General features: G+C 64.2%; 11 protein-coding genes. 6 read left to right on the top strand and 5 right to left on the bottom strand.

Annotated features, from left to right (window positions below):
• Window positions 1-27 precede the first annotated feature (27 nt).
• From HNO81_RS08030 to HNO81_RS08040, 3 genes are all read left to right on the top strand, one after another.
• On the top strand, window positions 28-1,680 hold the full coding sequence (locus tag HNO81_RS08030; protein ID WP_175317601.1) for an HNH endonuclease signature motif containing protein: 1,653 nt from the start codon (window positions 28-30) through the stop codon (window positions 1,678-1,680).
• Window positions 1,681-1,713: 33 nt separating this feature from the next.
• Window positions 1,714-2,493: an isocitrate lyase/phosphoenolpyruvate mutase family protein gene (locus HNO81_RS08035; protein WP_175317602.1), complete on the top strand. Its 780-nt coding sequence runs from the start codon at window positions 1,714-1,716 to the stop codon at window positions 2,491-2,493.
• A gap of 87 nt (window positions 2,494-2,580) precedes the next feature.
• Window positions 2,581-3,360 (top strand): YqjF family protein, encoded by a 780-nt coding sequence (locus HNO81_RS08040; RefSeq protein WP_175317692.1) that lies wholly within the window; start codon window positions 2,581-2,583, stop codon window positions 3,358-3,360.
• A 34-nt stretch (window positions 3,361-3,394) separates the two neighbouring features.
• Here HNO81_RS08040 and HNO81_RS08045 read toward each other — a convergent pair whose 3' ends face one another.
• Window positions 3,395-5,863 (bottom strand): Tex family protein, encoded by a 2,469-nt coding sequence (locus tag HNO81_RS08045; protein WP_217509228.1) that lies wholly within the window; start codon window positions 5,861-5,863, stop codon window positions 3,395-3,397.
• Window positions 5,864-5,969: 106 nt separating this feature from the next.
• On the opposite strand from HNO81_RS08045, the gene HNO81_RS08050 reads away from it, so the two are divergent.
• Window positions 5,970-6,287, top strand: coding sequence for a hypothetical protein (locus tag HNO81_RS08050; protein WP_175317693.1), 318 nt, complete (start codon window positions 5,970-5,972; stop codon window positions 6,285-6,287).
• Window positions 6,288-6,524: 237 nt separating this feature from the next.
• Here HNO81_RS08050 and HNO81_RS08055 read toward each other — a convergent pair whose 3' ends face one another.
• From HNO81_RS08055 to HNO81_RS08070, 4 genes are all read right to left on the bottom strand, one after another.
• Window positions 6,525-7,595 carry an alkene reductase gene (locus tag HNO81_RS08055; protein ID WP_175317604.1) on the bottom strand — a complete coding sequence of 357 codons (1,071 nt, stop codon included), beginning with the start codon at window positions 7,593-7,595 and terminating at the stop codon, window positions 6,525-6,527.
• 114 nt (window positions 7,596-7,709) lie between these two features.
• Complete coding sequence (locus HNO81_RS08060; RefSeq protein WP_254703371.1) at window positions 7,710-8,504, bottom strand: PKD domain-containing protein; 795 nt, start codon at window positions 8,502-8,504, stop codon at window positions 7,710-7,712.
• 131 nt (window positions 8,505-8,635) lie between these two features.
• Window positions 8,636-9,316 (bottom strand): DUF6318 family protein, encoded by a 681-nt coding sequence (locus HNO81_RS20305; RefSeq protein ID WP_256398772.1) that lies wholly within the window; start codon window positions 9,314-9,316, stop codon window positions 8,636-8,638.
• A gap of 202 nt (window positions 9,317-9,518) precedes the next feature.
• Window positions 9,519-11,246 (bottom strand): cytosine permease, encoded by a 1,728-nt coding sequence (locus HNO81_RS08070; protein WP_175317606.1) that lies wholly within the window; start codon window positions 11,244-11,246, stop codon window positions 9,519-9,521.
• 186 nt (window positions 11,247-11,432) lie between these two features.
• On the opposite strand from HNO81_RS08070, the gene HNO81_RS08075 reads away from it, so the two are divergent.
• On the top strand, window positions 11,433-11,867 hold the full coding sequence (locus HNO81_RS08075) for a pyridoxamine 5'-phosphate oxidase family protein (protein WP_175317607.1): 435 nt from the start codon (window positions 11,433-11,435) through the stop codon (window positions 11,865-11,867).
• Between the two features lie 19 nt (window positions 11,868-11,886).
• Window positions 11,887-12,345 carry a very short patch repair endonuclease gene (locus HNO81_RS08080; RefSeq protein ID WP_175317608.1) on the top strand — a complete coding sequence of 153 codons (459 nt, stop codon included), beginning with the start codon at window positions 11,887-11,889 and terminating at the stop codon, window positions 12,343-12,345.
• The last annotated feature ends 82 nt before the right edge of the window (window positions 12,346-12,427 follow it).

The raw sequence follows: 12,427 nt of genomic DNA on the forward strand, positions 1-12,427 counted from the left end.
GTCAGTGGTGGCTGGCAGAGTGGGGTTATGGAGGCCATTGGGGAAGATCTGAGGGCGCACGGCGGCACAGCGCACGATGCCGACGGCGGCCTTCCGCGGCTTCCCCGCCTCCACACCGTCCCCCGGAAGGCTTCACAGCACCGCGGCGCCGCGTCTTCCGGCCAAGACCTCATGGCTGGCCTGGCGGTCCAGATCGCAGCCGCCGCCTTGGGCGCCCCGGACGTACTGGCGTCTTCCTCCTACCTGGAAGCCGCCGAGTTTGCCGCCCGCGCAGAGGACCTCGCCCGGGGCGTGGAATATCTGCAGCTTTTGGGTGCCGGTGCGGTGCACCGGACTCGCACGCAGGCCATCACCCACCGGGCCGTCACGTCCCCAGCAGATGACGGGTGCCGAAACACTGCAGAATTTCTCCGCCTGCGCCTGCGGATTCCCATCCGCGAAGCCCGCCGCCGCCTCATCCTCGCCCACCAGGTCCTCCCAGCCACCAACCTCACCGGAGAACCACTTCCACCACCCCGGCCCCACCTCGCCGCCGCCATCACCCCCACCACGAACACCGACACCGGCGTTCCAGAACCAGGTCACGGGCCGGCCGTGTCCTCACACGCCGCGACCATCATCACCGCCACCCTCGACCGGCTCCAACACCACGCCACCACGCAGATCCTGGACGCGATTGAAGACAATCTCCCCAAAGCCGCCTGCGCCACCGACCCCGACTTCCTCACCCGCCTGGCCCAACGCTGGACCGATATCATCGACGCCGATGGCACCGAACCCACCGAAGAAGCCCTCCGCCACACCCAGGGCGCCTTTATCCGCAAGCCCCGCCATGGCCTCCACCACGTCGAAATCTTCGCCACCACCGACCAATACGAACACCTCCTCACGGTCATGAACTCCGCTACCAATCCCCGTGCCACCGCCAGGACTGCAGCGAGTCCGGACAGCCAGGACAGCTCAGGCCGTCCAGACAGAACCCGGCCCCTGGCGGCGGACAACCCCACAGAACACGGCGCGCGTGGGCACACCCCATTGCCCGACCTGGACCGGCGCACACGCGCCCAGAAGCAACTCGACGGCCTCGTCGCCGCCGCCAAAACCGCCCTCGCCACCAATGCCCTGCCCGGCACCGGCGGCAGCCGACCCCAAGTCATCGCCACCATCCGCTACCAGGACCTCTTCCCCGCCAACCCGGATCCCTCCACAGCCAAGGACCGCAGCGCGAAAAGAGGGAGCGGGACCTTCGCCTTCACCGGCCCCATCCCGGCAGCCACCCTCCGCAAAATGGCCTGTGACGCCGACATCATCCCCGCCCTCCTAGGCACCACTGGCGAAATCCTCGACCTCGGCCGAAAAACCCGCCTTTTTACCCCCGCCCAACGCAACGCCCTTACAGCCCGCGACCAAGGTTGCACCTTTCCCAACTGCACCATCCCCGCCCCCTGGTGCGAAGCCCACCACATCACCTACTGGTCCCGCGGCGGACCCACCACCACCAGCAACGGCACCCTGCTCTGCAGCCACCACCATCACCTCATCCACAAAGAACAATGGGCCATCACCACCGCTGCCTCTGGAACGCCCGCATTCATTCCCCCACCCCACATCGATCCCACCCAAACACCCCAGCAAAACCATTACTTCAAACCGCCTCCACCGCCCCGCCCCCGGCAATAAGGACTGTCCACGGCCGTCAGTTAGGCTTCCCCCATGACCGAAAACAGCAGCGCAAAAGCCTCCAAACTCCTCAGCCTTCACCAGGCCCCAGAAATTCTCCAGGTGGTCAACGTTTGGGATGCGATCACGGCCAAAGTCATCACGGACATTCCTGAAACCACGGCCCTGGCGACGGCAAGCCATTCGATCGCCGCTACCCTGGGCTACGAAGACGGCGAGAACATTCCCGTCGACGAGATGATCAACTTTGTGGGCCGTATCGCGGCTGCCACCCACCTGCCGGTCAGCGCCGACCTTGAGTCCGGCTACGGCAACCCCGGCGAGACAACCCGCAAGGCCATCGGAGTCGGAATAGTAGGTGCCAATATCGAGGACCAGATGCGCCCGCTTGAGGATGCTGTGAACCAGATGGCAGCCGTCGTGCACGCCGGCGCGGCAGAGGGAATCGACTTCGTTCTCAACGCACGGACTGATGCCTTCCTCAAGGGCAAGGACCGGGATCCTCAGGACGTTCTTGCCGATGCCATCGCGCGTGGCAAGGCCTTCCTGGACGTCGGCGCCACCACTGTTTTTGTCCCCGGCCTGTTGGTTGAACCCACGGTCATGGCCCTCGTGGAAGGCATTGGCTGGAACAAGGTCTCGGTCATCAACGTGCCCGGGTCCCTGCCGCCGGCGAAACTGCAGGAACTGGGTGTGGCCCGCATCTCGTACGGTCCATGGACGCAGCGGGTAGCACTGACTGCCTTGGCTGACACAGCGGCCAGTCTTCTCGCCGGCGGCCGGCTTCCCGAGGGCACACGACCACTGAACTAGTCCAACAGGCTGACTATCAGAAGCTTCGTTACCTGAACCAAGCGAAGGGGTGCCGGAACCGTGACCGGAAACCTGAATGCCACCGGAATGTGGCCGCGTCCGCCGGCGCTTCCCAAACCGGTCTTCTCCGACCAGCGATGGCTTGACGCCGTCTTCCTTCACTGGCGGATTCCGGCGGCAGCAGCTGCCCGGTTCATGCCAAGTAGCGTTGAACCGGATGTGTTCGATGGCAGTTCCTGGGTGGGCCTGATCGGCTTCCGCATGGAACAGGCGGGACTTGGAACCGGCCCCGGTATCCCATATCTGGGAAGCTTCAACGAGGTGAATGTCCGGTTGTACTCCCGGGAGCCGGATGGGACGCGCGGTGTGGTTTTCCTAAGCCTGGACGCCACCAGGCTGCCGGTTGTTCTGGCCACGCGCGCTGCCGGGATCCCATACGTGTGGTCGCAGATCCGGCAATGGCAGCCCTTTCCCGGCGGCGAGGGGCGGCAACGCGCCAGCCGAGCCGCCGGTACAGCCGGAAGTGCGGACCCATCCGCGGCCGGCTACTCGGTGCGCCGGTTTGGCGCTGCCGGCGCACGCAGCCACTTCGGGGTCATCCCCAATCTGCAATCCGCAGCTGCCGACCCTTTGTCCATTTTCCTGACTGCCCGGTACGGCATGCACGGGCGCTTCTACGGCAGAAGTATCTACGTCCCGAACACCCACCACGAATGGCCGCTCTTCAACGCCACGGTTCATCGGCTCAGCGACGGACTTGTGAAGGCTGCCGGCATCGGTGTCGAAGGCCCGCCAGAGTCCGCCCTCTACTCCCCTGGAGTCCGGACAAGGTTTGGCCGGCCACGCATGCTGGAAACTACCGACTGAAGACCCGCATCCCTGACCACGCGCCAGTTCTGGACTACTTGCCCAGGCCGGCTTTTCGAAGTGCCTCGGCCATTGCCGTATTGGCGGGCTGGGGTTTGGGGGTGGATTTGACGCTCCCGCCGGACGGGCCGGGTCCCTGTTTGGCCGGCTGTTGACGGTCCGGGTGCCCGGCACGCCCGGCCTTCCGGCCGCCGGAATCCCGCCGACCGGAACCTGCGTCGCGCCCTGCGTCGCGCCGGCCTGACCCTCCGCCGCCGGCGCCGGGTTCGTCGTCGAGCCTCAACGTCAGCGAAATCCGCTTCCGTTCCGGATCCGCCTCCAGTACTTTCACCCGGACCACCTGGCCGGACTTGACCACTTCGCGCGGATCGGACACGAAGCGGTTGGACAGGGCGGAAACGTGGACCAGCCCGTCCTGGTGGACCCCAACGTCCACGAACGCACCAAATGCCGCAACGTTGGTTACCGTTCCTTCGAGGATCATGCCCGGCACCAGGTCCGAAATCTTCTCAACGCCTTCCGAGAACGTGGCGGCGGCAAAAGCGGGCCGGGGGTCGCGCCCGGGTTTGTCCAGTTCCGCGAGGATGTCCCTGACGGTGGGCAGGCCGAACGTCCCGTCGACGAACTTCTGCGGGTCCAGGGAGGAGGCAGGGGCGGAGCCGGCGGCCACGAGGATCTTTCTCGCCACCGCGTACGATTCGGGGTGTACGCTCGACGCGTCCAGCGGCTCTGCTCCCCCGGTAATCCTCAGGAAGCCGGCGCACTGCTCGAACGCTTTGGCCCCCAACCGCGGCACCTTTTTGAGGTCGGTCCGTTTGTTGAAGGGTCCGTGCTCGTTCCGGTAGGCCACGATGTTCTCACTCAGCAGAGGCCCGACGCCGGCAACCCGGCTCAGCAGCGCCGGCGAGGCAGTGTTGACGTCCACGCCCACAGCATTCACACAGTCCTCCACCACCGCATCCAGGCTCCGGTCAAGCTTCGAGGCGGTCACGTCGTGCTGGTACTGGCCCACGCCGATGGACTTGGGATCGATCTTGACCAGTTCAGCGAGCGGATCCTGCAACCGGCGCGCAATGGATACCGCGCCGCGCAGCGATACATCCATCCCGGGGAGCTCTGCGGCGGCGAGCGCCGAGGCCGAGTAGACTGAGGCGCCGGCCTCGGACACCACAATTTTCTGCGGCTTCCGGTCCACCTCCGGAAGCAGCTTGATCAATTCAGCAGCCAGTTTGTCCGTCTCCCGCGAGGCGGTTCCATTGCCAATGGCCACAAGTTCGACGGCGTGCTGCCGCGCCAGACGGACCAGGGTGGCCAAGGATTCGTCCCATTTCCGGGCCGGGGCGTGCGGGTAGACCGTGTCAGTGGCAACCACCTTCCCGGTGCCGTCAACCACGGCGACCTTTACGCCGGTCCGGAGCCCCGGGTCCAGGCCCAGAGTGGCACGGTTGCCGGCCGGGGCGGCCAGCAGGACATCCCTCAGATTGGCAGCGAAGACCCGCACCGCTTCGTCCTCCGCTGCGGCGAACAGCCTGGCCCGCAGGTCGGAGGTGAGGCGGGCCAGCACGCGTGAACGCCAGACCACTTGGGCTGTCTGTTTCAACCACGCGTCGGCGGGGCGGCCGCGGTCGGACACGCCGAGGAACTTTGCCACTGCGGACTCGTAGCGGGCGCGGGCGGCGGTGAGGGCGGCGTCGTCCTTGGGATCCGCTTCGGCGAGGTCCAGCTCAAGGACGCCATCCTTCTCGCCACGGAACAGTGCAAGCACCCGGTGGGACGGCATCCGGTCCGGTGCCTGCGCGAACTCGAAGTAGTCCGCGAACTTCTGTCCTTCGGCCTCCTTGCCTTTCTTGACCCGCGAAACCATGCGGCCCTGGGTCCACATCCTGTCCCGCAGGTTGGCAGCAAGGTCGGGATCCTGGGCCACCCGCTCCACCAGGATGGCCCGGGCGCCTGCAAGCGCGGCAGCGGAATCACCGATGGCGTGCTCACTGCTGAGATATTTCCCGGCTTCGCGTTCGGGATCCAGGTCAGGCCGTTGCAGCAGCGTATCGGCGAGGGGCTCCAAGCCAGCCTCCCGGGCAATCTGGGCCTTGGTCCGGCGCTTTGACTTGAACGGCAGGTAGATGTCTTCGAGCCGCGACTTGGTATCCGCTGCCAGGATCGCTGTGCGCAGCTCCAGTGTCAGCTGGCCCTGCGCTTCAATCGCTTCGAGGACTGCGCGACGACGGTCCCCCAGTTCGCGGAGGTAGCGCAGGCGTTCGTCAAGGTCGCGGAGCTGGGTATCGTCCAGCGTGCCGGTGGCTTCCTTCCGGTACCGGGCAACGAAAGGAACAGTTGCCCCGCCGTCCAGCAGTCCTACTGCCGCCTTTACTTGCCAGGCCTTCACCGCCAGTTCTTCAGCGATCTGGGCGAAGATCGCGTCCTCCTCCGAGGCGGGGGAGGACGTGGAGACGGCAGGGGGTGCAGGCAGTTGAGTCACCTGAACATCTTGCCCTAACGGCATCCCGGGCTCCACTGGGCCCTTCGGCAGCCGGAGCGCGGCGGCAACAAAAGGGGTATTCCGCTAAGCCTTGCAAAGTGCTGTAGTGGACATGCCGTTACTGGCGCCGATGCTCAAGGAAGAGGCGATCATGCGGGAAGTGCTTGTGGTGTTTCAGGAGGGGTTCGACGACGCCAACATCACCGTGACGGTCAACGGCAAGGAGGTGCGCCGGGACTTGGGGATTTCCACCAACCCACTTCTCGGCATTGCGTCCGAGGTGTCCGTGGAGTTGCCGGCAAAGGGCGCGCAGGTGGGCGTAGAGGTGACCAACCGGGGGCTGAAGGCCATTACCAAAGTCAGCGGGAAACCGAAGAGCGTGCTCGTATCGATCGAGGACGGGCGCCTGCTGATGAAGGAGGGCACCGGCCGGGAGGCTGTTCTGTAGCCACGTGTCCGGGGCTGCAAAACTGGCTCTGGAAAGAGTCCATTCGTTGGAGTAGCATCTGATCACCGCCGGCTTCCCAGTGGGGTCCGGCGGGCCACACAAAAGTCTTCAGCCGGAGGTCGTCGGATGGCCTCCAGCTCCGCTGTCGGGGACCAGCACCCCTGACAGCCAACGACGGCGGCACCCGCAGTGGGTGCCGCCGTCGTCGTTTAATCCGGGCTGCCTAAGTACCGCTGGCTAGCCTTGGTACGCCGGGTAATCCGTGTACCCGGTGGCGCCTTCGGCATAGAACGTGGAAGCGTCCGGCTCGTTGAGGGGAAGGCCTTCCTTCCAGCGGCGGGCGAGGTCCGGGTTGGCAATCGCGGGGCGGCCCACTACGACGGCGTCAGCGTGGCCTTCAGAGACCAGGTTTACGGCTTCTTCACGCGTGGTGATCACGCCGAAGCCGGTGTTGACCAGGAAGGTACCGCCGAAGCGCTCACGAAGGTCCTGGACAAGGTCGCCGGTGGGCTCGTGGTGCAGGATGCTGAGGTACGCCAAGTTGAGCGGCGCGATGCTGTCCACAAGGACCTCATAGGTGTTGCGGACGTCCGCTGCGTCTGTCTCGGCGATGCCCTGCACGTTGTGCTCGGGGGAAATACGAATGCCCACGCGGTTTGCGCCGAGCGCGGCCACCACTGCGTTGACGGTTTCGATGACGAATCGGGCGCGGTTTTCCGGTGAGCCGCCGTAGCTGTCCGTCCGGACGTTGGAGTTCGGCGCCAGGAATTCGTGGAGGAGGTAACCGTTGGCGGCGTGCAGCTCAACGCCGTCGAACCCTGCCTCGATGGCATTCAGCGACGCATTAACGAACTCTTGAATGACCATGGGAAGTTCGTCGGTGGTGAGTGCGTGGGGCACCGGGTACGGCTGCTTGCCGGCCGGTGTGCGGACAATACCGTCGATGGCAACGGCGCTGGGAGCGACGATGGGCACACCGCCGGTGATGTCAGAGTGGGACACCCTTCCGCTGTGCATGATCTGGGCGAACATGCGGCCGCCTTCGGCATGGACAGCCTCCGTAACCGTCTTCCACCCGGCCACCTGCTCTTCTGTCACGATGCCGGGCTGGCCCGGGTAAGCCTGGCCCGCAGGAGTGGGGTACGTGCCTTCACTCACGATCAGGCCCAACGAGGCGCGCTGGCGGTAGTGCTCCGCGAGCAGCGGGCCCGGGATGCCTTTCTCGCCCGCGCGGAGGCGGGTCAGGGGTGCCATGACCAGGCGGTTGGGAAGTTCAAGTTCGCCGAGGGTGAGTGGGGAAAACAGCATGCGCAGTTCCTTTCGAAGGCTATGACGTTCTGTCTTTGCCAACTGTGGAGCGCGTGCAACTATTCCGGGATTCGGTGAGTGCGACCGGGATCACAGCCGCCGCTTCGTCCCGCCCTAGCCTCCGACGCCCGGGCAGCCTTGGCCCTGCGGGTTGGCGTTGCAGTCGTCTGCATAGTTTCGGGTGAGTGAACGCCACACGCTGATGCTTTGGGGTGGGGCGCTGAACTGGCCTTGTCCCGGCACCGGCAGTGGGGGCCCGGAGTTGACCGAATACGTGCCTTGGAACGAGGTGGTCAGGACAACCTGGAAGTCGCCCGTGGACGCGTACGCGTGGCTGGTCCGTGTCTTCTCGCCCCACCGGTCCTGCGGCAGTGGACCGCCCATTGACGGCTGGGGGCCGAAGACGGTGCCGTCACCGTAGTTCCATGTGTACTGCACAGGAGTCGCTACGACATGGACCTGCTGCCCGAACATGGTGATGTCGAACTGCTGTTCAGTTGTTTCTGCATAGAAGTTCGTTTCGGCTCCGCGAAGGGTGTTGGGACTGGGCTGGGCCACTACTGCCCCGGCACTGACCGGCAGGTTCTGGAACTGCCTCTGGATGTCCGCGGCGATTCGGGGCAGAAGATCCTCCGGCTTCGCATCGTAAAGGCAGGTGGGCCCGGAGTGATGCGCCCACACGGCTCCCGGAACACCCCTGGGCCTCGACAGCCACATCACCGGAATACCCCTGGCACCGTCCGCCCTGTCCTTGCAGTCGAGCTGGCTGGCGAGGCACGGGGTATCAAAGTCGCCTCCGCCGAGATGGCACTGAAGTTCGTACTTATACTCGTTGGGGTCTTCGGAGACGACATCAGGGCGGGCAGGAATAAACTCGTTCCGCTCGGGATCCCAGATATGCCCACCCATCGTGAGGCCAGGACTCCAAGCGCCGCCAAACTCCGGGTCTTCACCATTCTCCGCACGCGCGGGGCAGGCAGTGAACAAAACGCACATGACCACCACAGCCAAAAATGCGCGCAGCCGCGAGTACGACATGTCTACCCGACGATGTTTCCGAGCTCAACCACTGACCATTTCCCGTCAGCGTAGGCGAGGACAAGAAGATTTCCCTGGTCTGGCGCCTGCGGATCTGTCCGAGCAACAGTGCCGTCTGCCCGCATATAAGTCAGCGGATCCTGATGAACCTGAGCTGCAACTTGATATGTACCATTCTGGCCTTTTGTGAACGTTGTATTTGCGACAGGCGTTGACAGCCTTCCGCCAACCAACCAGCGCCCCTCAGCGTGCCAATCTTTGATCACCTTGCTGACCTTCTGGCACGCTTCGCAAGGACTTGGAGCAATGCTCTCGAATAAGGCGGCATCCCCCGTCTCGTATGCGTAGCTCAAGACCGAGAACCAATACTTGGCGAACGCTTCCGCACCTTCCTTCGTCTCCGTCTTAGCCACCTCGGGCAGCACGGGCACTGGAACGTTTTGGGCGGGTCCGGAGGCGTCGGCGGGCTTGTAGACGGCGCTGGGCGTGGAGGTGGGAGTGGCCGATGCGGTGGGAGTGGGTGTTTCGGAAGCCGACTGTGAGGATGAGCCGCCGGGCTCGGGTGCCCCTCCGGCGCCGCACCCGGACAAGGCGAGCGCGGAACCAACAGCGAGGACTGCCGCACCTGACCGCAGAGCGCCGAACCCTGAAGCGCGGGTCGTGAAAAATTTCTGTGATGTCATGGGCCGCTAATCCCCCAGTAGTTTCCAGACGGCTTGCTCCGAACAGTGCCTTAAGGGTAGCCCACGTCACAATTGGCCGATCAAACTTATCCACACCCCCTAGCACCCGCCCAACCGCGGGACGGTGACAGCAGGAAACGACACAGGGAGCCGGCGCACAAAGCACCGGCTCCCCGTCAACAAAGAGGTGGGAAAGAAGACCCTACTTCTGCGCCGGAAGGACCAACTCCCCTGTCTTGTCGGTCGACAAGGCGAGCGACGAAACATACTGCGGGCCGCCGTCGGGCGCGTCCTGCGCCGAACGCACCATGTCGGGCCGTTCGAACTCAAGGCCGGTCACGTGGCAGGTGAGCTTTGCGTCGCTCGGGTTCCCGTCGGCGTCGAACATGGGCAGGTCGATGCCGTCGTCAAACCGCCGCAGGTAGAACCTGCCGCGGGTCAGAACGGCCAGCACGAGCGGCAGGACCAGTGCCAGGCCGACGGCGAAGATCGGCGAATAGGGCTGGATGCCGGAACCAAAAGCCCCGAAGAACACGGCAATGGATACGCCTGCGGACACCAGCATGGATACAAATCCCACCGGGTTCACGGCGTAAAGCATGCCGCGGCGGAACTCAGGAACCTTGGGTGAGATCTTCAGCAGGTACTTGTTGATGGCAATGTCGGATGCCACGGTGACAACCCAGGCCATGGCGCAGTTGGCGTAGAACCCGAGGATGGTGTTGAGGAAGTCGAACATGTTCGCTTCCATGAGGACCAGGGCAATCAGCAGGTTCACCACCACGAACACCATGCGGCCCGGGTAGGTCTTGGTGATGCGCGTGAAGGAATTGGTCCATGCCAGCGAACCCGAGTACGCATTGGTGACGTTGATCTTGATCTGGGAAATGACCACCAGCACCACGGCGAGCGTCATTGCCAGCCAGGCCGGCATCATCTCCTGGTACACGCCAAGGAACTGGTGCACGGGCTCGTTGGCCGTGGCCGAGGCTGCCGGATCCAGCGTGGCAATCAGGTAGATGGCAATGAACAGGCCCACGATCTGCTTGATGGCGCCGAAGATCACCCATCCCGGCCCGGCCAGGATGACGGCGCGCCACCACGCGGCGCGGTTGGCGTCGGTGCGGGGCGGCATGAAACGGAGGTAGTCGATCTGCTCAGCGATCTGCGCCATCAGTGACAGGCACACGCCCGCGGCGAGCATCACGGAGGCCAGGTTCGGCCCGCCGTCGCCGGTTGCACCGGTATAGGCAAAGAAGCTGTCGATGCTCTCCGGGTGCGAGACCAGCAGGTAACCCACAGGCACCACCATCAGCAGCAGCCACAGCGGAGTGGTCCAGACCTGGAGCTTGGCCAGCGTGTTCATGCCGTAGATGACCAACGGAATGATGATCACGGTGGACGCGGCGTATCCCATCCACTGCGGAATGCCGAGCCCCAGCTCCAGCCCCTGAGCCATGATGGAGCCTTCCAGCGCGAAGAAGATGAACGTGAAGGTGGCAAAGATGACGTTGGTGACCACGGACCCGTAGTAGCCGAAGCCGGAGCCGCGGGTGATCAGGTCCAGGTCGATGTTGTAGCGGGCCGCGTAATAGGCCAAGGGGAAACCCGTCGCGAAGATGACAACGGCCGCCACCACGATTCCCAGGATCGCGTTGACCGTCCCGTAGGAGATGCCGATGTTGGCCCCGATTGAAAAGTCCGCCAGGTATGCGATGCCGCCGAGCGCGCTGGTGGCCACCACGCCCGCACTCCATTTGCGGTAGGAGCGCGGCGCGAACCGCAGCGTATAGTCCTCCAGGCTTTCCTTGGTGGCGTTGACGGCGGCGGTGTTGCCGGCCATGGCAGATGCCGGAGAACGTCCGACGTCGGCGGCACCGGCGGGTGCCGCCGGTTCCAGGAGTTGCGTTGTTTCTGTGTCGTTGCCCATGGGGTGCGTCGCTTTCGTTTGCATTCAGCCTTCGTGGCTCTGCGTGCGACGCTATCCAGCCGGAAATACGGCGGCGTCACGGCCCTGTTTCCATAGTGTTAAGCCTTGACGGATCTGTCATAAATCGTCAGGAATGCGGGCACAAAGCCTCTGGCGCATTTCTACTCCACGTAGAAGAATGGCCGCATGATGTTTGAACACGCGGACGGCAATCCGGTCCTGGAACTCGATGATGAGCAGTCATGGCGGCTTCTGGCGGCAACGCAGCACGGCCGGTTGGTGGTGTCCGTCGCAGGGGAACCGGACATATTCCCGGTCAACTATGTCACCTCCCATCGGAAGCTCTACCTGCGCACGGCGCCCGGGAACAAACTGGCGCAGCTGACCATCAACGCCAAGGTGCTTTTCGAAACCGACGGCATCCTGTCACAGGAAGCCTGGTCTGTTGTGCTGCGGGGCACGGCACGGGTCTTGAGCAACTCGGCCGAGCTCGCAGCCATCGAAGAACTTGGCTTGAAGACCTGGGTCCCCACCCTCAAAGACTTCTACGTCGAGATTCAGCCAACCTCCGTCAGTGGCCGGCACTTCGTCTTCGGTGAACAGCCGGAGCGGGAGATCTAGGCGCTCCTAGACTGGAAGAATGCCGGACTCTTCCACCGCCGGGAAACCCTCCGCGGACAAGCTCACCCCTGAGCAACGCAGCTGGAACATGTCCCGGATCCGCGGAAAGAACACCAAGCCCGAGCTGTTGGTGCGTAAGCTCCTTCACACCAAGGGCTACAGGTACCGGCTGCACGGCAGGTCCGGCCCTACAAAGCTGCCCGGCAACCCGGACCTCGTCTTCGCCTCACGGCACAAGGTGATTTTCGTGAACGGCTGCTTCTGGCACTTCCATGACTGCAGGGTGGGCCTGCACGCCCCCAAGGCCAACGCCGAATTCTGGGCTGCGAAGCGCACCCGGACCCGTGAGCGCGACGCCGGACAACGACGGCAGCTGGAAGACGCCGGCTGGGAAGTACTGACGGTTTGGGAGTGCGAACTGAAGGATCGATCAGCACTCGAAGCCCAGTTGGTGCACTTCCTCGAAGCCGGCGCCTGAAGGCTTGTAAACAGCCAATCTTGAGGAAATCTTTCGCTGCTCCCATCACCGGCCTTGATCCAGGTGCGGCACCATAAATGAG

The sequence above is a fragment of the Pseudarthrobacter sp. C4D7 genome, from assembly GCF_013359725.1.
Classification (GTDB): domain Bacteria; phylum Actinomycetota; class Actinomycetes; order Actinomycetales; family Micrococcaceae; genus Arthrobacter.